Source organism: Neoalteromonas facilis, assembly GCF_002807665.1.
GTDB classification, from domain to species: Bacteria; Pseudomonadota; Gammaproteobacteria; order Enterobacterales; family Alteromonadaceae; genus Alteromonas_E; species Alteromonas_E facilis.
In genome coordinates this window covers 34,678-53,821 of sequence record NZ_PEAY01000005.1, presented here as the reverse complement: position 1 = coordinate 53,821, position 19,144 = coordinate 34,678, and the positions used below count along the sequence as shown (strand labels likewise).

At 40.6% G+C, this 19,144-nt stretch carries 16 protein-coding genes; 5 read left to right on the top strand and 11 right to left on the bottom strand.

Going from position 1 to position 19,144, the window contains the following annotated elements; all coding sequences use genetic code 11:
• Nucleotides 1-39: 39 nt before the first annotated feature.
• From CSH93_RS14805 to CSH93_RS14795, 3 genes are read right to left on the bottom strand one after another with little or no spacing between them, the layout of a single operon-like run.
• Nucleotides 40-1,062: an HNH endonuclease signature motif containing protein gene (locus CSH93_RS14805; RefSeq protein WP_100644071.1), complete on the bottom strand. Its 1,023-nt coding sequence runs from the start codon at nucleotides 1,060-1,062 to the stop codon at nucleotides 40-42.
• A gap of 1 nt (nucleotide 1,063) precedes the next feature.
• Nucleotides 1,064-1,675, bottom strand: coding sequence for a class I SAM-dependent methyltransferase (locus CSH93_RS14800; protein ID WP_100644070.1), 612 nt, complete (start codon nucleotides 1,673-1,675; stop codon nucleotides 1,064-1,066).
• A 60-nt stretch (nucleotides 1,676-1,735) separates the two neighbouring features.
• Nucleotides 1,736-1,939, bottom strand: coding sequence for a helix-turn-helix domain-containing protein (locus CSH93_RS14795; RefSeq protein WP_100644069.1), 204 nt, complete (start codon nucleotides 1,937-1,939; stop codon nucleotides 1,736-1,738).
• 154 nt (nucleotides 1,940-2,093) lie between these two features.
• On the opposite strand from CSH93_RS14795, the gene CSH93_RS14790 reads away from it, so the two are divergent.
• From CSH93_RS14790 to CSH93_RS14775, 4 genes are read left to right on the top strand one after another with little or no spacing between them, the layout of a single operon-like run.
• Nucleotides 2,094-2,333 carry a hypothetical protein gene (locus tag CSH93_RS14790; protein ID WP_100644068.1) on the top strand — a complete coding sequence of 80 codons (240 nt, stop codon included), beginning with the start codon at nucleotides 2,094-2,096 and terminating at the stop codon, nucleotides 2,331-2,333.
• A gap of 34 nt (nucleotides 2,334-2,367) precedes the next feature.
• On the top strand, nucleotides 2,368-3,507 hold the full coding sequence (locus tag CSH93_RS14785; protein ID WP_240615623.1) for a site-specific integrase: 1,140 nt from the start codon (nucleotides 2,368-2,370) through the stop codon (nucleotides 3,505-3,507).
• Nucleotides 3,497-4,345, top strand: a complete 849-nt coding sequence (locus CSH93_RS14780) for a hypothetical protein (RefSeq protein ID WP_100644066.1) — start codon at nucleotides 3,497-3,499, stop codon at nucleotides 4,343-4,345. The genes CSH93_RS14785 and CSH93_RS14780 overlap by 11 nt, the downstream gene beginning before the upstream one ends.
• Nucleotides 4,346-4,400: 55 nt before the next feature.
• Nucleotides 4,401-4,967 carry a DNA-binding protein gene (locus CSH93_RS14775; protein WP_100644065.1) on the top strand — a complete coding sequence of 189 codons (567 nt, stop codon included), beginning with the start codon at nucleotides 4,401-4,403 and terminating at the stop codon, nucleotides 4,965-4,967.
• Nucleotides 4,968-5,453: 486 nt separating this feature from the next.
• On the opposite strand, the gene CSH93_RS14770 is transcribed toward CSH93_RS14775, so the two are convergent.
• The 6 genes from CSH93_RS14770 to CSH93_RS14745 form a co-directional block, all read right to left on the bottom strand.
• Nucleotides 5,454-6,785 carry a serine hydrolase domain-containing protein gene (locus CSH93_RS14770; RefSeq protein ID WP_100644064.1) on the bottom strand — a complete coding sequence of 444 codons (1,332 nt, stop codon included), beginning with the start codon at nucleotides 6,783-6,785 and terminating at the stop codon, nucleotides 5,454-5,456.
• A 257-nt stretch (nucleotides 6,786-7,042) separates the two neighbouring features.
• Nucleotides 7,043-7,363 carry a DUF3718 domain-containing protein gene (locus CSH93_RS14765; RefSeq protein ID WP_100644063.1) on the bottom strand — a complete coding sequence of 107 codons (321 nt, stop codon included), beginning with the start codon at nucleotides 7,361-7,363 and terminating at the stop codon, nucleotides 7,043-7,045.
• Nucleotides 7,364-7,762: 399 nt separating this feature from the next.
• Entirely contained in the window at nucleotides 7,763-8,662 is a 900-nt protein-coding gene (locus CSH93_RS14760) for a sensor histidine kinase (RefSeq protein ID WP_164078387.1), read from the bottom strand.
• A 202-nt stretch (nucleotides 8,663-8,864) separates the two neighbouring features.
• The gene (locus CSH93_RS14755; protein ID WP_100644061.1) at nucleotides 8,865-9,581 is read right to left on the bottom strand and encodes a LytR/AlgR family response regulator transcription factor; all 717 of its coding nucleotides are present in this window, start codon (nucleotides 9,579-9,581) and stop codon (nucleotides 8,865-8,867) included.
• A gap of 355 nt (nucleotides 9,582-9,936) precedes the next feature.
• Nucleotides 9,937-13,134, bottom strand: coding sequence for a TonB-dependent receptor domain-containing protein (locus CSH93_RS14750; protein WP_100644060.1), 3,198 nt, complete (start codon nucleotides 13,132-13,134; stop codon nucleotides 9,937-9,939).
• 328 nt (nucleotides 13,135-13,462) lie between these two features.
• Nucleotides 13,463-14,983: a tryptophan halogenase family protein gene (locus CSH93_RS14745; protein ID WP_100644059.1), complete on the bottom strand. Its 1,521-nt coding sequence runs from the start codon at nucleotides 14,981-14,983 to the stop codon at nucleotides 13,463-13,465.
• 509 nt (nucleotides 14,984-15,492) lie between these two features.
• Between CSH93_RS14745 and CSH93_RS14740 the strand changes: the two genes are divergently transcribed.
• The gene (locus tag CSH93_RS14740; RefSeq protein WP_100644058.1) at nucleotides 15,493-16,077 is read left to right on the top strand and encodes a hypothetical protein; all 585 of its coding nucleotides are present in this window, start codon (nucleotides 15,493-15,495) and stop codon (nucleotides 16,075-16,077) included.
• A 295-nt stretch (nucleotides 16,078-16,372) separates the two neighbouring features.
• Here CSH93_RS14740 and CSH93_RS14735 read toward each other — a convergent pair whose 3' ends face one another.
• Together CSH93_RS14735 and CSH93_RS14730 are read right to left on the bottom strand one after the other, a co-directional pair.
• Nucleotides 16,373-18,364 carry a S41 family peptidase gene (locus CSH93_RS14735; RefSeq protein ID WP_100644057.1) on the bottom strand — a complete coding sequence of 664 codons (1,992 nt, stop codon included), beginning with the start codon at nucleotides 18,362-18,364 and terminating at the stop codon, nucleotides 16,373-16,375.
• Nucleotides 18,364-19,005 carry a GntR family transcriptional regulator gene (locus CSH93_RS14730; RefSeq protein WP_100644056.1) on the bottom strand — a complete coding sequence of 214 codons (642 nt, stop codon included), beginning with the start codon at nucleotides 19,003-19,005 and terminating at the stop codon, nucleotides 18,364-18,366. The genes CSH93_RS14735 and CSH93_RS14730 overlap by 1 nt, the downstream gene beginning before the upstream one ends.
• Nucleotides 19,006-19,144 lie beyond the last annotated feature (139 nt).

Here is a 19,144-nt window from a genome sequence, read left to right as displayed (position 1 = left end):
ATTACGGGTTGGAATCCGTTCGAGGCTCATTTTAGTGTATCAAGAAACAAAAATATCCGTTGCCTTAAGCCAAAATTTATTGCCATTACGATACGCCATATTGTAAGCCCAGTCAGCAATAAGAATAGAGCGTTCTGCGTTACATTCATAAAAGCTTGATAAAGACGTTACTATGGTTTTCTCGTGTTTAACTAAATTCTGTTCTTCCCAGTTTGAACGATGCTCTGGAGCTGCTAGATAATCTCGCTTATTGTGGTTGCAAATTTTATGAGTCAATACGAAATTGTGACCTAGATCATTGCTGTACTGTGAGAAAGGAATGAAGTGGTCGACCTCTGGCGACTCTCTTAAAGGCTTTTTACAGTAAAAGCACAGATTCTTTTGAATTTCCATAAGAACATTTTTTGCAGGCAATAGAGAGTTCCTGCTGGAGCCAAATAAAAAGTCATTTAGTTCTCCACTTCGGCCAATTACTTTTTGGTTGCTGGCAATGTTAGATATTTTGTTAATCCATCCTAATCTAGCAAGAGTTATCACTATGTCATGAAACAATCTGAAGCAATGGGCAATGCCACTGTTTAGTTCTATGTAGTTACGATTCTTTATGTGGGGGTAAAGAAAACAATCTTCTTCTTTAGATAATATCTGAAGTCTCCATAATGGACCGTCCTTCAGAGTCTTTATTGTCGTGAGATACAATTGATGCCAATGGCTGGATGATTTTGCCTGAGAAAAGTTTTTAATACCAAGCTGCCTTAAGGTTTGAAGCTCTGAAACCAGTTTTGCTTGCTTGCCGTGGTTCTGAAGCAGCACAAATTCATTTCCAACTTTCTTAGCAAAAAATGGTTGAGAATGCTGCCAATATAGACTAATGATCCTTTCTGCAATATCGCTAAGGGAAACTTTCAATCGGGCGTCATTTAGCCCCAATTTTTGTTCAATACAAATGTCAGCTAAAGCGTGTAAAAATGCAAACTTGTACGTAGATGTGAAATCACCCTCCTTAAGAAGCCTTTGAATGTAAGAAATGAATTCTATTTGTCGCTTGTGAGTTACTGTCATTCTAGCAATCCATGCAATTTCTCTTTAATACAACGGTTTCCCATTTAACATTATCTCTACCAAGGGCATCACTTGTACTTGTCTCAAAGGTCAATTCACAAAGGGGTAAGTTTAGTCTCTCAATAATTTCAAAGATTTCGATTCTTGATACGGGGTACATTACTCTCTCATCGGGAGAACTGCCATGACGCAAAGTGATAACTATCAAGCCATTTGAATCAAGCAGCTCATTAAGGCTTTTCAGTGCTATGTCGCGTTCATCTTGTCTTAAATGCATCCAAACAGCACTAAGCAATATGATGTCAAAATTAAACGAAAGCTCTCTTACGGACTTCAAGTCTGGTAATCTATCATCCATCCATTGGATATCTTGTCCTTGATGGAGCTTTTGCGCTAGGTGTCTCAATTTCTTGGCGGGCTCAACGGCAACCACCTTTAACCCCTGCTTCACCAAATATGCTGCATCTCTGCCAGAGCCAGCCCCAACATCCAATGCAATACCTACTGCAGGTATTAAGTGCAACCAATCTTTGTGAACAGATTCAAAGCTAACTAACTCATATTGCTGAGCAAATGAATCTGCAAGTGCAGAATATATGTCTATAGATTGCATTCTAACACTGTATTTTTACGTTTAAGTGAACCAGCTTTGAGCAAAACATCTTTGACTGGCTTAATCTTTAACCTTCTCTAGTAAGTCAGATATTTCACAATCAAATAATGTGCATAATCTATCGATTGCATCCAGCTCTATCCGCTGGGCTGTCTCTTTGTAGAGCAAGGTGACTGTATTCCGATTTAAGCCAGTTTCTCTAGCCACATCCATGATCTTCATCTTTTTTTCGCCCATTAAGCGAGCTAAATGACACCTAATCACACCGTTTAACCTCGTAAATGACTTAATGTCATCCAGAATAGCAAAAAGCCATTGACAGATGCATTTTGCGATGCATAATGTTATTCAGGATGGCAAATTGAATTTTTGAATATCTATTTGCTGTTTACAATATCACTTAGCAGAGGTAAATGCGATGCAATTAACGTCAAATTTCTTAACGACAGCAGAACTGTCAAATATGATCAAGTACGACTGTCGCACCATTCGCGAGCAGTTAAAGGATTCAGTTTTGATTGAAGGTATTCACTACATTCGTCCATTTGGCGGCCGGAAAATTCTATATGACTGGGATGCGATCAAGCGTGATATGTGCAAGTTTTCAAAGCAGGCGATGGCAATCCCAATGGCCAACGGTGGAGTCGGGCATGCCTAGCATAAACGTCAGAAAAGAGACCGGTAAGCTGTACTTGGACTTTCGTTTCAGGAATTTGCGCTGTCGAGAACAAACTGACCTAACAGATACGCCAGCAAATAGAAAACGCTTACAAGCGTTACTTGATAAAATCCAAGCAGAGATTTTACTTGGGCAATTCGATTATGCGACGACCTTCCCTTATAGTAAGCAACTTAAGAAGCTCGAGCGCACGGCAAAAGTAATCGCCAGAGATATCATTGAAGTGCCTAGTTTCGACCGCTTTGCAAATAAATGGTTCGAAGAGCAATGTGTTCAATGGAGCAATACTTATACTTCAACCGTTTCTAATATAGTGTTTGGCCGGTTATCGGTTTACTTCAGAGGATTACCGATAAACGAAATATCTAAAGAGCAATTGCTCGATTTCAGGCAACATTTATGTGGCATTAAAAAGAAGGATGGTAGTTCTCTATCGCCTTCTCATATAAACCGTCATATGAAAATTGCAAAAGCTATATTTGCCGAGGCGGCAGAAAGGTTCAACTTTAAGAACCCTCATCGCCAAATCAAACCTTTAAAAGTCCCAAAATCTGACATAAGTCCATTTACCCCAGACGAAATTAACAAAGTCCTAACTGTATGTCGGTCTGATTTCTACGAATACTTCCTCATCCGCTTTTTTACGGGAATGAGAACAAGTGAAATAGATGGTCTGCAGTGGAAGTTTGTTGATTTGGCCAAAAAACAGATTTTGATTCGCCAGACCATCGTTCAAGGTCAAATTGGATACACTAAAACAGACTCCAGTCAACGCGAGATTGATATGAGCGAAGCTGTATATAACGCTTTCATATCAATGAAGTCCAGGACAGGTCAGTATCAGTTTGTTTTTGTCAACAAAGCAGGAAAGCCATTAGATCACAATGCCGTCACTAAGAGAGTCTGGTATCCGTTATTGCGCAGTCTAGGTATTCCAAAACGCAATCCTTATCAGATGAGGCACACTGCGGCGACGCTGTGGTTGGCGGCTGGCGAGTCTCCAGAGTGGATAGCGAAGCAAATGGGTCACACCAATACAGAGATGCTATTTCGAGTGTATTCGCGCTACGTACCCAATTTAACCAGAAAAGATGGCTCCGCAGCCAACGTATTGTTTTCTCGTGTATTAGGAAATACTGGCGATGATAACTAAGCAAATCAAATATGCCCCTCTCAAAAGCATTGGGTTGATGAGTCGATTTAAAGGTGTTTATTTTTTAACAAGTTTTGTGACCAAGCTTGATAGGCAGGGAAATGCCTACGCAAGAATGCAAATTGATGATTTAACAGGCTCTCAAGTTGTATATTGCAGAGATGCGTCTTGTATTCACGGTAAATTATCTCCTAACTCATTAGTACATATTGAAGCTAGATTTGAGCGAGGGTTAAAAGGTTCATTTCTATGCTGCAAGTACATTCAATCAGTGTCTTCGAAACAAAGTGGTTTTAATGATATCCAGCAACTGCCTATGCGAGTTTGTAGAGATCAGCATTCACTCATTAAAATGGTCACGCTGTTGTCATTGATTAGGTGCGAATCTCTAAAGCGATTCGTAATTGGCATTGTATTGTCAGAAGATGTGGGGATTAAACTTTTAAAATGCCCAACAGATGTTTGTTTAAATGATAATAATGCGAAGAGTTTGCTCTCTGACATAGTAACTCTAGCTCAATCATTATTAGATAGCCGGCATATGATTTGTATCAGCGGCGATATCGCAATTGCCGTTGGCTTGCTGTATGACATAGGTAAATGCCTTATGTTTACACACGATGCACGACTAGCAAGTTTGGGCTTCTTATTATCCTGCAGAGAGTTAACCATGCGTATTTGTGCCCCTGCCTTGGTCGAGCTAGAGAAAACAAATCCGCAAGAGGCTAGAACATTGGCAGTAATGCTTGGAGATAGTCATTTGAAAAGTCGTTTATGCACGAGACCTTTCACTCAGTCTGCACAACATCTTTCTCAAACGTTAGTATTGCAACGGTAAGAAAGCGGTTATCTATTTTTAGGCAACAAATTAATTAAATTAAAGGAATTAACCTATGGCTCGCCACGCAGAAGTGTCTGAAAAGTCTATTATCCAAGCGGGTATGGAACTAGAGGCGATTGGTAAGCGACCAAATCCCGGTGCTATCAGGGCGCATTTAGGCTATAGAGGTGGTCTATTAAGGATCAAATCTGTTTGGGAAACATTTGACTCGAAGCGCCATCAACAGTTACTGCCAACTAAAACACAAGAACTGACTTTTGATTCACTTCCAGATGATTATGCAAAGAATGCATCACACTTGATGGAAAGAGTGACAGACGCAATTGAGCAACTCACTATTGAAGCGTACATGCATAGTCAGGCTATTCAAGAAAAGCGCGCTTTGGCGATTGAAAAGTCTTATCGCGACAAAATAGAGAAATACACGGAAGCTGAATTAGATGCTGACAAATCTATCAATGCGCTAGAGCAAGATGTGGACGAACTTCAAAATGAGTTACGGGTGCTAGCAGAGCAAAATGCCAAGTTATTAGTGGAGAATGCAGAATTGAAGGGCCGCCTTTCGGTCTTTTCAGCAATTGATAGTAAACCGCAGACAAAAACGAATGCACAGAAATAGAATTGTGATTATTTTTTTCTGGGTTTAAGTTTAATTTTAAAGTGGGCATATAGCGCCGCACCAGAGAACATCAAGGTCAAAAAGCCCATCAAAACCAAAAAAACGAACGTTCCTTCAGTCATAAGAATACTCATTACAGTTCATTAGAAAATACTAGCAAAGTATTTGGGCATTCCAAAAAGAAAGCATATCAAAAGCATTATTACGCATATGTAGAAGCAGGAATAGCCTCTAAACAATTACTTCATATGTGCAGCGGTCATTGACATTTTGAGTAGTAGAATTCTCGTTCATGCAATTTGAACTTGCCATATAGTTACCTGCCAGTTTTTTACCTTTTAAACCGCTAGTTTAAGATAGCAGTCGCTGGCGGCCGTGAATTTATAGAAGCTCCCTCAGATCCAAAGATTTATCTTGAGATCATTTTAAGCTATTGGGAAGAATGATAACTATGATGTGAAGCTTATTAAAACTCGCAAAAACAAATTACTTTCTTGAAATGTATGGATGAGTTTTCGCTGGGCCTTTTTGCTTGATTGCTAACGCTTCCTTTAAACTATCTTCGCCATTTTTATATTGTGGATAAATTTCTACTAAGAATTGAAAAATATCAACAGCGGATTGGTAGAAGTCGTTTTGCAAATATAAGTAACCCATTTTGTTTATTTCCCCTGGACTTGGGATATCCCACCTTTGAGCGTTCTCGGCTCTTTTGAAATGTTCTTTTGCGGCAGCCTTTCCTTCTTCAAAAAGTATCTTGTAGAGATTCATTTGAAAATTTTCATAAGGCAATGATTCGGTCATGCCCAATACGTGATTCGCAAGTTGATTGTATAGAGAATTGATTTCAGCCGGCTGTTGATTCGCAAGAGATATAACAACTAAGTCATGATTAAGATATACAGATAAATTGGCCGCAAACGCTTCATTGCTGCCACTGTGCGTAAATGCTTGGCCTTTTTCACCTTTATTTTGAGGCCAATCATAAGTGTACTTAAAAAGGCCAATATTATGGCTCATCATATATTCGATGTCGTCCTTAGGTACGACCTCGAAGCGCAGCAATTGTTGAATCCAATGATAGAGGTCATTCACAGACGAATACATAGCTCCGTGGCCTATCGCATATGCTTGTTGCTGATATGGTTGTAAAAGTATTTTATTGTGCAGTTGGATATGGGCATTATGGTACCCAGCAGGCTTTTGAGGAGTTAACACTCCGGTATATTCAAGTTTTGCAGGTTTTAAAAGTTCAGTACGCATGACTTCCTGAAAACGCCTTTTTGTTATTATTTCAATCATATGAGCGAGTAACGCATACCCAGCGTTTGAATAATTACGCCTTGTTGAGTCGCTAACCTCTAGTACTGAAAGGAGTCGGCCACGCGTTTCCGAGTTCATGCTTTGAAAGCACTTTCGTTCATCAATAGAAACGAAATCTCTTGGTAAACCACTTTCATGCTTGAGCAACTGTTCTATTGTGACTTTTCCAACCGCTGTGTTTTTAAAATCTTTTACATGCATTTCAACGGTATCTGAAAGTGACAACTTTTGTTTATTTTTTAACTTTAATATCAGAACAGCAGTAAATTGCTTGGCAAGAGAGCCTATTTCAAACACGGCAGGAGTATCTTGGATCCTTGAATTGGTAAAAAGGATTTGATTATTTTGCGCGACAAGTACCTGCCCTTCGAATAAATCGTGATTGGAATATGCGGCATATATCTCATCAAGACCTGAAATTTGTGAGAAAGCGTTAGCACTATGCACGAATAGGCAAGTCGTTATCCAAGCCATTTTTTTTAGCTTATTAAGCATGTAGCTATCCTTTTAAAATCCGCTCCTTACAAGTCGCGTTCAAGGCTAGAGATTTAAGTCGAGCTTCATTAAGATTGGAAAATGTCGGCCGATCCAGAGGCAGTTCTAACTTAGACAGATCTGTCAAAAAGGCAAAACCTCATGTCCAACTCATTCTGTATGGCTTTCATGTAATGTGTCGTTGAAGCCAAAATACTATAAATAGACTGGTGACCTCGCTCATTTTTAGCTATGGTCACCACCCACCATTCGTCTGTTTACTGCTTCTTTACCATTGCAAGGCTAGAATTAGTTTTATCTTTGTTCAGCAGGGCTAGTGTTTCATTGTTGCTATTCAGGCTCGCAAATTCAATTGGCGTCAAACCATTGCAAACTAGTTTTTCATTAATCGTTCTGACGCTGAGTCTGTATCTCTTAAGTATCCTGCGCAATTCAAATTTCGAACTATATTTTATGTTTTCACATAGCCTGACAGCTACCTTTTCGCTCTGTTTATCCATTTCAGCCCAAGCAGGTGCGCTTACGACGCTTGCTGCCATTGATATTCCTATTAGTGTTGGTTTAATTAATGCCTTCATAGTCGATACCCCTTTTATTAGGTGACATCGATTGTAGAGGTGCTAGAGTGGCATTTAGAATCTGTGTGACCAATGCAGCATACCAGTATGTAAACGTCTCTTTTCATGCGATAAGGAATGTCTGCAAACGATATTTGTGCAAAGAACTGACCGATTAATACAGTTCAGGCTTAAACTTTGTTAAAGCAAAAAAAAAGGCAGGTGTACCACACACAATACACCTGCCGCAAAGTCTAAAGATCCAGGGAGGAATTTCTAGACTATGGACTTATCTTAAATAAAAGCATTTACAAACAGGATATAATGATTCGAATCTTACATTTTAAGGGATGAATTGTTCGTCAAGGAAAACAAACATCGGTGCTTGCAACTATTGCAATTTTCCTTCAAACCTTCGAATTATTGATCATCAATAGGAATGATTATTGTGCAGATAAGGCCGTGCGGATCATTGATCTCGAAGTCGAGTGACGCCTTATCACCATAATATAGTGCGAGACGCTTTCTAATATTCACTACTCCGACGCCACTACTGTCATTGATATATTGTAATGATGTGAGTAGTCCATCGTCTGCGAGACGGATCTGCAAATTTTGCTGCACTACGCTAGCCGATATATTTAAAATAGTGGGATTCAACTTATTGGATACTGCATGTTTAATTGCATTCTCGATTAGAGGCTGAATTAGAAAGCTAGGGACCAAACACGATTCAGCATCGTAACTAACATTCCAATTGACGACTAAACGCTCGCCAAAACGAAGCTTTTCTACTTCAAGGTATTTTTGCATTACTGCAAAATCTTGTTTCAAAGGCATCTTATCATCAGTCGAAATATCCAAAGTGAAACGTAAGAAACTGGCTAAACTAGCCAAAACTTGACTTGTCTTCTCCCCATCACCGCGCAATGCGAGATTTGAAGCCGCGTTTAAAGAGTTAAATAAGAAATGAGGATTGAGTTGATAACGTAACAACTGGAACTTTGAACGCTGACTGTCGGTTTCAATCGCTGCGTGCCTTTTAGTTTGCTCCAACATGTAAAAATGAGTTTTGATACTAAAATAACCAGCTGTCCAAACCAGCAAAATGAAAAACGAATTGGAATAATTAAAGAAGATAGCATAGAAAGGTAATTCCCCAGTTTCCCATTTAACTGCATGAGCAGGAAACAATGTATACCACATGAATGCATTTTTTGCGCCGGTCCACAACAATGAAATAATAAGGGTCAATAGAAAACATATGAGCAGAAAACGGTATCGATGAGATGTATCAAGACGCTTATATATGTAACGCATGAAGATAGTACACATCAGTCCACTAATACTAAATAGCGTAAAGACCATAATAGTCGTCATGCATGGAGTATTACTTTGGTAATTAAAGAAAATATTGTCCCAGACAAATATCAACGCATAACAAAGCCACCCTAAACCTTGTAGCATCCAGTACAGCTGTCGACGTTGCATATTTGAGAAAACAAGATAATTAACCATAGGGTCACTCGATATTTAATAACTGAAACAATTCGCTTTTGTGTGCATGACTTATCCGCACTTCGTCGCCATTTTTCATTATCACCAGCGAGTAACGTCCCAGTTCACTGCCAATTTTCTGCACATAATCTAAATTGACCATTGACGATCGGTGCACTCGAACAAATTTTTTTGTCGGTAGCCGTTGCTCAATAGCTGAAAAGGTTGCTCGATGCAGATGGACTTTATTTTCACAGTGCAACTCTACGTAATTTGATGCGCCCTTAATCCACATAATGTCCTGAAAGTCTACTAGGCATACTTCACCAATTGACTTAACTGCAAGAAACGAAGAATGTGACTGCTCTCTATTTTCGGCGTCAGCTAACTGGGCCTCTGCCTTCTTCAATAAATGTATGAGCTTAGAGTTTTCATAAGGTTTGAGTAGATAACCCAGTGCATCGATTTCGAAAGCATCTATTGCATATTCGTCATAAGCAGTGGAAAATATCCACTTAGTGGTCAGGGAATGGCGTAATTTTTTCGCTAGCGCCATGCCACTGCCGGCAATAATACTGATGTCCATAAAACATACATCTGGTTCTACAGAGAACAATGTTTGTTCCGCATGATTGTAGTCCTGACAAATAGCGACGACTTCCCATCCCGGTCGCTTTTTAATCTCTCGATGCAATCGGTCAATCGCCATTTCTTCGTCTTCTACGATAACACAACGGATCATGCGTAATTACCTGACATATATTAATCGATACACTAGTTTCAGAAATAAGATGTTCATCATATTCAGCAACTCTGAGAATGCACAATTATGTGTCAGACTGCACATCAGTAGGGACGAGTAAAGCATATTTTGGGGCGAATTAAATTCGAGTCATTGGGCTCAATACGTTGTCAGCCGCTCAAAAAGATAACCTGAGTGAGTATTTAGCATAGACACCATATGGGCTTAGTGCTGGACAAACGACCCTCACCGCCATAGGAGGGGGGTTAAAGACTGAAAATAAAAGACCCACGACTAAATAGCTATGGGTCTTTAGATTAAGTGTTAAATAAAGCTAGTCCTGTATCTATGCCACTTAAAACTTATATTTAGCCGACAAAAACATAGTTCTGCCAACTTGATCATAGCCCGAGCCTGTCATTCTGCCACCACGATCATTGCCTAAACCAGACGAAACTTGTGCTGGTTGCTCATCGGTAAAGTTTCTAATACCTGCTGTCGTGCTAAAGCTTTCATTAGGTGTCCACGTCAGAGATATATCCGAATAATATGCCGATTCTGCTACACAGTCTCGGTATACAGTTGGGTCACCTATAATCGTCGCTGCACTTTGTCCTGCGTTCCTAGCTAAGCAATTGCTGCTGGAACCGGCCAGATCACGAATAAAGACGCTGGTTTCATCGATAAAGCGACCACTATAGGCCAAAGTGAAGTCTCCCATGTTGACGCTCAGTTGAGTAACTAATCGAAGTTCAGGTGTACCAAAAGTGCCAACAAAGTCATCTTTACCACCATTAGGTAAAGCTTCATCTTTAATGATTGTTTGGCTTCTCTCATCCTGAATAGTGGCTTGCACTGTCCATACAATGTCATAGTCGTCGAAATTTAAGCCCAAACGAGTGTTGATGTCGTACCCCTTAGAGGTTTCTTCCCCAATGTTCACAAAAGAAGCGTCAACACTACTAATAAAACGAGTAGACTCTCCAAGGTTTGGATTTCTGGGGCCAACATTATTACAGAACGGGCTGGCCAAACCCGGCAGGTCCTCAAAACAACGGGTCATAATAAATGCAGCAGATTGTTGCTGAATTGTGTTTTCTATTTGAATATCAAAATAGGTCACAGAGAAATCAAAACTCAAATCTTCATTACTAATTGGCGTTGCTTTTAAGGTAAGCGTAGTTTGGTCTGATGTCTCAGGAAGTAGCGAGTCTACTGAACCACCCACTCTAATTGGGATATTGGTTGAACCTGTTGTACCTAGAACAAACGGGTTAGCCCCACTTAGCACACAGTTGTCCAAAGTCACTTGGCTGCGTGTATCCAAAGAAGGGTCATATACAGCCGGTTCACCAGACAAATAAGGTGAGGCATTACAAGGATCAATACCGCCGCTTTCTCCGCCGAATTGATCCCCCAAGTATTGCTCACGTAAGTTTGGCGTTCTGAATGAAGTACCATAAGCAGCACTTAGTGAAATCCAATCTAATGGAGAATAGGTGATACGTACACGTTCTGTACTTTCTGAACCGAAGTTAGACTCATCGGTGTAACGCATCGCTAAGTCCACTGTCAATTCGTGGGCTCCTTCCACTTCACGGAGAACTGGAAGACTAATTTCACCAAAAATCTCATTTATTGTTCTTGCGCCTGCTGTAACGCCTTCAGTACCTGGGTCCTCGGCGACTAAAAGACCATTAGCACCAAGGAAATCTACTTGAGAATCAATTGCATCACGACGTGATTCAACACCGAGTACTAAACTTGCCGCACCGCCATTTTCAAAGGAAAATAAATCGCCTGATACATAACCTGACAGCAGGGATTGTGTTACCACGGTTCTATTGACACGCTCACCGATTAAGTATGCTGCGGCTTCGTCAGATAGAGCACCTGTGCTGCCGTTACTGTTGCCAAACAAGCTTTGATTTAAGAAGTCTACGACAACACAATCCTGCGCGCTAATGATGCCACCCCAAGGGTTGTTGGCTATAATGGGCACGCCACACTTTAGATTTCCATCAGAATCTAAGCGTAAAGTTTCTAATGCAAAAATGAAGTTGCGCTCATCTATGAGCGGCTGACTTGCAGCGCCGTCTCCTCTGTCATAGCTTAAATTAACATTGAAATTCCAAAAATTATCTTTAGCCCACTCGCCAGGTAGGTCACCTGAAATTCCTGTGCTAAAGCGGAAATGATCCAATTCTACGTCGCGCGTTTGTTTTTTATTGTCGATTGTATAAATCGGTAGCGCATCTGTACCGAACGGATTTAGTGGGTTGGCCACCATCACTCTAGAACCATCATCGTTGAGCATAATATTACCCTGCTCATTTTCTTGAGGAATAAGTGCTGGCACCCCTGGATAAATCTGTTCCGTTGAAGCTCGATTGGTCAAGTGACGATGAAAATAGGAAGTGTCGAACGAGATGGCAATGTTGTTGGCTTCACCCCACTCAGGGAAATAAGTACCACTGGACATCAGTGAAAATCGTGTTGTCGGGGATACTAAGTCACTTGCCAGACGGTCGTTATTGTCGTTGTAATCAGGATTGAGTCTAAACCGATCAAGACCGCTTTGCTCACCTAAGAACGAATAACGGTCACTCCACACATCAGGAATGTTCTCCGATGTACTAAAGTTATCAACAGGTTGACCTGTCAATGGATTAATTAGGTTGGATTGACCTGGTGTATAAAAATTCCAAATGCTACCGCTATCAGCAGTGGTTGAAAGAACGGCATTATCGGGGAAGCCATTGTAACAGTATTCGTACACCTCACCGGTTTCTGCATTTATCTCTCTTCGCTTGATACAGTCAATTCTAGAGCCTAGCGTAATACGTTCACGTTCATAAAATTCACCTCCAAAGATAAATTTGAATCGCTCACCTTCTCCACCGGTTACAAATGACAGTTGCCTTTCTTCACCCCCATCATCGGACGGTGTCGACACATCAGCACTTATCTGAAAACCATCAAACGATTGCTTTAAGATAATATTAATAACACCCGCTACCGCATCTGCACCATAAACTGCCGATGCTGAATCTGATAGTACTTCGACCCTATCAACCATATCCAAAGGAATCAGACTCATATCAGGCTGAGAGGGAGCTCCGCGTACTCCTGATGCGCCAAGGCGAGTGCCGTTGAGTAATACCAAGGTTCTCTCTGCCCCCAGACCGCGCAAACCCACATTTACAGAGCCAACCCCACCGGCAGGAGGTGCTTCTGTCGCATTTGAGTTGCCTGAGTTGGTATTAATGGTGTTGTCAATTTGGGTACCATTGACTAGCGAGATTCGCTGAAGCATGTCAGCCACATTAGTGATACCTGCGCGCTTTGCATCGACAACACTAATCACCTGAATCGGTGAAGGTGAGGCAAATTCATCACGACGAACACGACTACCAGTGACAGTAATTTTTTCTAATTCTAAGTTTTCTTCTTGTTCTTGCTCTTGAGCGTGCAGTGCTGAAGGCATGGATAGCCCAAAGGACGTAGCCACTGCCAATGCAGCCATGCTGCGCTTAAATGTGGTTTCTCTCATTTGAAAAACTCCCTGAAAGTATTTTTGTGATTTTCTTTATCGGCGGGTACAAGTGCCGATTTTGCGACACTATCAGGGCTAATTACTGCTACGGGGGTTATGGGATAAAGCAATCAGGTTATGGGGTATAACAAGCAATTTGTGGGATATAACAAGCAGTTAAGTAATCTGCTAACGCATTATTTCGATTAAGCCAACATTTTAACTTTTAACTAAGATTAGCGAGCTAGATCAATGCAAACGCGTGTAAAAGCCGCCGAGAGGACTATGCATGACCAATGGATACTAATCCAAAGTGATTGCTGGCTTTATATGAAAGGCTAAAAACTTACTGCAAGTTTAGGGTTGAAACAGCAGTTAGATGCGTATCAAAATTCGAAGCACATCGCTTGATGAAGTCATCAAGTGCTCGCATATCTGTAGATTGCATCCCCTTATACAAGGGCTTGACTTGCTCTTGGGGCGGAAATACACCATAGCCGGCAAAGAGGATCAGCCATGATTCCAAAGGAAAATATCGGCTTGTGTCATAACGTGCTACTTCATCAGCTAGACTATTTTGCGAAGCTCCAAACCAGCTTTGTACTATAGCTCTATATGAATCGCTGATATTTGGATTGGCAGCATTGTCTCGCCAATAGTCGGTATCGCGGCGCGAGTTTAAGCGATAATGGGCTACGATATAATCGGCCACGCCATCAAACGCGCTTTCAATTAATCGGTTGTACTGCGTCTGATGTTGATTGGTAAAGTTGCCCCTTTCAAACTCAGTAATGAAATGCCCAACACTGTGGTAAACCAGATGTAAAGCCATGGCCTCAATTGGCTCTAGGAATCCTTGGGATAGACCAACGGCCAAACAGTTGTGACTCCAGTTGTGCTTTAACCGTCCTTGCTTCCATTTTACGCTGCGAAACTCAACATTAGCATCTAGCAGTCCCAAATGTTGTCTGAATTCGATTTCTGCTTCGTCTTGCGTGCAATAGCGAGAACTGAACACATAACCGTTGCCGATCCTGCTAGTTAACGGAATATTCCATGCCCAGCCATATTTCAACGCCGTGCTTTTTGTCTGTGACGGCAAATTTTGCAGGTCAACGGGAGTCGTCATTACGATGGCGGTATCATTGAAAAGTACTTTATCCAAAGTGACATAGGGCACCTTTAAGGTCTTTTGCATTAAAAGTCCTGAAAAACCGGAGCAATCAACAAAAAAATCCCCTTTAAGTGTGCCCCCTCCTCTAAAGTCTAGACTTGCAATATCGCCATTTTCCTTCAGATTGACGCGCTCAACATGTTTTTTTAAATGAGTAACCTTGCGTTGTACCGCCTTCTTTCTAAGAAAGTTGCCCAGTAAACCTGCGTCAAAATGATAGCCATGGGGGTGGTCAAACGGAAAGGCATAGTTTGCTTTTGGACTTTTACAATTTTGGGAAAGGTAAGACCCTAGAAAAAATCGGTCTGGATGGGCATCCACATCAAAGTTGTGACGTCTCATTTGGCAGTTCAAGTCAAACTGAGGAAAGGTAAATTTATCCATTTGAGATGGAAACGGGTGGCAATATTTTTCAAAGCCAGGCATTGAAGACCAACTTTCAAAGGTAATGCCGTTTTTATAGGTGGCATTGCATTCTGACATCCACTCTGATTCTGCTACGCCAATTTCTTGGAAAAAGTTTTGCATTGACGGAGTGGAGCCCTCTCCAACTCCAACAACACTAACATCAGGAGATTCAACCAAGATAAGTTGGATATTTTTATCCTTCCATCTGGCCGCCATTAAATTAGCAGTCATCCACCCTGCAGTTCCACCACCGAGAATTACAATGTTTAATTTATCTCGAAGCATTTTTCACCTTATGAATATGATTTACGTGACTAAGGCGAGCGCCCCAAATTTGTGTAGAGATAAAGAACGGTCAACGCTGTCTTTACTCTGCTTTAGTTTAGGTATTTCATATATTCAAATAAATGGGCAAATTACGGATTCGTCACGGCATTCGTAAAGTTCGTCACATTGACCAACCATGCTTAACTGATTTGTCTAAAGATTGTTCATGAGCCGCACCTAGATCATTTTGAAGACATCAGCAGTTATCGCTTGTTATGTATTTTCTACAAGAATAACTCTCTGCAGGCACCTATTTGCGGTTGCCAGTGAGTGTCTTCATGCTTCAAATAAGCGAGTCCTATCGAGGTTATTAACAAAATGTCATTTCTGATTCGATAAGCTGACCACTTCGTATGAGTACAATCAAATTCTTCTATCAGCGCCATAATTGAATGTGTTTAGCCAATCAGAAAAACATCTAAAAGCCCGATAAATCCTCGTTTTTAACAAACAAAATGGAGAAATCAATGTTTAAGAAATTGCTATGTATAATGTGCTTGGTCGCCGCGCTAAGTGGATGTGATAGTGAACATAATGATCCTGAAATCACTTTTGGGGAATATACCTTTGCGGTCATATTTGAAAATTATGGTTGGTCTGAACAAAAAAAAGGCTTTTATATCAACGGTGAAGGGGAGCTGTTCACCTATAACATCAGTAACATTGGATTGGATAGCATTCTCTATAAAGAGGAATTAACACAGCAACAACTACGCGACTATTTCGAAGTGCTGCCGGTTTATGAAGAAACCATAGACACAACGTTATTTGATTACCAGCTTGCTCTTGTTAATGATGCAAAGTTGGGTGAACTTTCTGAGGAATCATTCGAATGTTTCGATTCGGGACATTTTTTTTATTATGCCTTTGAATTGAACTCAGAAACGGGAAATTATCGTCCAATTCTGCTCTATCACACAGGAGATGTGCGTCAGGAAAACTTGTCTCAGAGCGCTATCATTTTGAAGAATTGGTTGATTGAAAAGGCGGAGCGCTATCAGATTGCCTATCGACTCGTTCAAGGTGAGAATAACTGGTGTTCTGGTCTTTAGTTGTCTTTCTATATATCTTTGCAACCGGTATGAAATTAGCAGGCCACGCAAATCATTTAACTGTGTGTTTCGTGAAAGCGTGAATCGCCTTGGTTATGGTAGTGACCGTCATGGTTATATTCAACCTTTCTATAGTATAAATGAATCGTGCCCGCACTCAGTACTATGCCCACAATCATAACCGTGAATATGATTATGATTCTTGTGGTTTGCCGCTACACTCGTAAATATTAGTAAAAGCAAACTCACGCCTATAACTATACGCATTCCTAATCCATCTAATAATATAGGTAACTCACTGATTCAATGAGTTCACCTTAAAGTTACTCCACTCTGAAGGCGACATTTGAGTAATCGATTTCAATTCAAGTTTCCCTGAGACGTAACCTGGTTCGTCCGGTTTGGCTATTGCAAATGCAACCAGTGTCCCCGTTTTCTCTTCAAACCAAATTTCTCCTCCTTTATTATTTAATCCGAGTCCATCAATCGAGTATTTTCGCGTTTCAAATGATTTATATTCTTCTATTCCCAGAAACTTCATATCAACGCGCCCAAACTTTTTCAATGCTATAGGCCTAGCAGTCAGATCGAAATCATTTATCTCGAAAGAATAGGTTTCTTTAGATTTTAAATGGGGGTATATATATCCTAGGCTAGCAAAATCAAAATCATAACTGTGCCAGGGTAAGCCATAAGTCTTTAAGTATTGGTGGTTTTCTCCGATAGTAACGTCGAGTGTATTACTAGCACTGGTTGTCAAGCTCAGCGAATGCGTTTCTTTACCTAAATTGTCCATCCGGGAAGCGTCAAACTTGTCAACGATTAAAGTGGATGGATTCATTTTTGCTCGCACAATCGTTGCATGCGCACTACCTACGCGCCACTTAAAAGATTCAATATTATAGTTATCGTGATGGTACACCGCGATATTCCCTGAGTTACTTCCGTCAAGATTTGATTTCTCGTAAAGCAACATACTGCCGACCATTGACAATTGGTCATTATATTCTGCTTTATCCGCGCTCAGATAATTGATTGCAATATTGATAGCTTCATCTATCCCTGAAAAAAACAACTTACTTGAATTATCGATATGGATATCAGGCTCTATCGATATTCTATCGTCGTTCGGACGAGAGTTCTGCCAATAGAGACTCGAATATAGAACGGATATTTTGCTATGAGGCAATTGAAACACATTTGTTTCGCCGTAATGATTAGGGCTGCTGCCAGTATTTTCGCCAATAAAAGTCGCCTTAGTATGCTGTTCAAGATCTGTAGCCAGCATCATTCCCGCGGAGAATACTCTTGACGACGTCAAAACGACCAGATCTTTTGGGTTGTTAATTTCGTGTGTAGCGAGCTTGTAGATAAGTGGCCATCTTTTGCTCCCATTTCCACCTCTATTCAGCCTGATATCAACGATCATTTTTTCAATTCGTTGACTCTCAATGTCTTGAAATATGCCATCGACGAACTCGGAAAATACCAGGTCATCATCACGAAGCGCTTTAATTTCTATATACATGATTTTTGTATGGGGAATAATAACTTTACAATAGTTGTCACTACAGCTCGCCACAGGCTTCTCAATTTTTGTATTGACCCACTCAGGATCATCTGAATCTTTTACAAAATAAGACTTAATCCATTGAATAGAATGCAGGTACTCTTCCTTTTCAAACAAGACAATGAATTCCTGCCCTTTATCATTGAGCAGCGTCAAACTAGTTGTCGCGTCTGTTTTGCCACCTAATGCCCAATTCACGAGGGATACATTGCTTAGATAGTAATTCGCTATGTCTGCTTCCCAAAATGGGTTGTCTTTTGAAATCAACTGCTTAATTCTAGAAAGTACTGCTGAAACTGAGTCCCCACCGAATTTTACGACCTTTTGGCCAATGAGAGCAGAGTGAGATGTGGACGCAGAGACAATATAAAGTCCATCGTCAAACTGCTTAAATTGGACAGGGAGATATTGAAAATTCATCCCTGTATCTATTGGAAGGTCAATCAAGGGCAGCAGAGTATGGCCGTCACCAACCTTAGCTAGCGCTTGTGCTAGCATTATACGTCGTAGTTCAGGATCTTTAGCTTCCTTGGCCACGTCAAATGCTTTTCTCAATTCGACTTCATTTGCGGAATGATAGAAATTAGCATGCTCCTTCTCGAGATGAGCATAAAGAGTGTTAACATCCTCAACCCAGTGAATTTCAGAGACAACGTCTCTTGAATAGGCGGTCTGAAAAAGCAATGCGGTAAAGGTAAAAAGTACTAATGTTTTCATTAAACATCCTTCTCTAAAAGACCTTTTAAATACGGTAAGCAAGACTGCCAAGAGTTTGCCAAAAGACTTGAAGCCATAAGAAACTTGCCATTTTCAATCAGCCTGACAATTTCTTTGTGAGCGTCGAACGCCACCTTCAAATCATCAACGGAAGACAAGACTAAGTGCTCATAAGGAAAAGCAATATATCTAAGCTCATTGCAAGTACGCTTTAATAGCTTATTTCTACATTTGCTTATTAGAGCGTTTTCAAATGAGGATAAGGTCTCGAAAGAAACTGATTTTGTAGATGCCTCAAATTCAAGGCGCATCAGCAGTTCGTTTAATTTGAAAACCTCTCGCGAAGAGAACTCCTCAGACATTTTTAAAGCCATTCCTTCAAGGCTACTTAACAGCTGATAACACTCTGCAGCGGTTTCAAAAGAATATTCATTTAAACTAAACCCCACATTATTGGCAAATTTTAAAATCCCGCGCTCAGACAAACCAAACAATGACTCTCTGACGGGCGTTGGACTAACTCCTAAATGCCTTGCCAATGCCGCAATATTTATCTTTTGACCAGGCTTTAGTTCGCCTGTAAACAACTCATTCATCAGTGAGTCTTTCACTTTGTCTCGAAGAGACTTATCAATGACCATAAAATTTTATATTTAATCCGTAGTTTATTATTCGTATATCATATATGATTTGTGGTTCGAGGATAGCGAAGAAATGTAACAGAATCTGTTTAAGGATAGGCAGTCAATAAAAGACAATGGACTAGTTTGACCAAACTCA

What these genes read in the sequence shown, in the direction of transcription:
- CSH93_RS14805 (WP_100644071.1), bottom strand. Translation starts at nt 1,062, where the DNA reads ATGACAGTAACTCACAAGCGACAAATAGAATTCATTTCTTACATTCAA.
- CSH93_RS14800 (WP_100644070.1), bottom strand. Translation starts at nt 1,675, where the DNA reads ATGCAATCTATAGACATATATTCTGCACTTGCAGATTCATTTGCTCAG.
- CSH93_RS14790 (WP_100644068.1), top strand. Translation starts at nt 2,094, where the DNA reads ATGCAATTAACGTCAAATTTCTTAACGACAGCAGAACTGTCAAATATG.
- CSH93_RS14780 (WP_100644066.1), top strand. Translation starts at nt 3,497, where the DNA reads ATGATAACTAAGCAAATCAAATATGCCCCTCTCAAAAGCATTGGGTTG.
- CSH93_RS14775 (WP_100644065.1), top strand. Translation starts at nt 4,401, where the DNA reads ATGGCTCGCCACGCAGAAGTGTCTGAAAAGTCTATTATCCAAGCGGGT.
- CSH93_RS14770 (WP_100644064.1), bottom strand. Translation starts at nt 6,785, where the DNA reads ATGCTTAATAAGCTAAAAAAAATGGCTTGGATAACGACTTGCCTATTC.
- CSH93_RS14765 (WP_100644063.1), bottom strand. Translation starts at nt 7,363, where the DNA reads ATGAAGGCATTAATTAAACCAACACTAATAGGAATATCAATGGCAGCA.
- CSH93_RS14760 (WP_164078387.1), bottom strand. Translation starts at nt 8,662, where the DNA reads ATGCGTTACATATATAAGCGTCTTGATACATCTCATCGATACCGTTTT.
- CSH93_RS14755 (WP_100644061.1), bottom strand. Translation starts at nt 9,581, where the DNA reads ATGATCCGTTGTGTTATCGTAGAAGACGAAGAAATGGCGATTGACCGA.
- CSH93_RS14750 (WP_100644060.1), bottom strand. Translation starts at nt 13,134, where the DNA reads ATGAGAGAAACCACATTTAAGCGCAGCATGGCTGCATTGGCAGTGGCT.
- CSH93_RS14745 (WP_100644059.1), bottom strand. Translation starts at nt 14,983, where the DNA reads ATGCTTCGAGATAAATTAAACATTGTAATTCTCGGTGGTGGAACTGCA.
- CSH93_RS14740 (WP_100644058.1), top strand. Translation starts at nt 15,493, where the DNA reads ATGTTTAAGAAATTGCTATGTATAATGTGCTTGGTCGCCGCGCTAAGT.
- CSH93_RS14735 (WP_100644057.1), bottom strand. Translation starts at nt 18,364, where the DNA reads ATGAAAACATTAGTACTTTTTACCTTTACCGCATTGCTTTTTCAGACC.
- CSH93_RS14730 (WP_100644056.1), bottom strand. Translation starts at nt 19,005, where the DNA reads ATGGTCATTGATAAGTCTCTTCGAGACAAAGTGAAAGACTCACTGATG.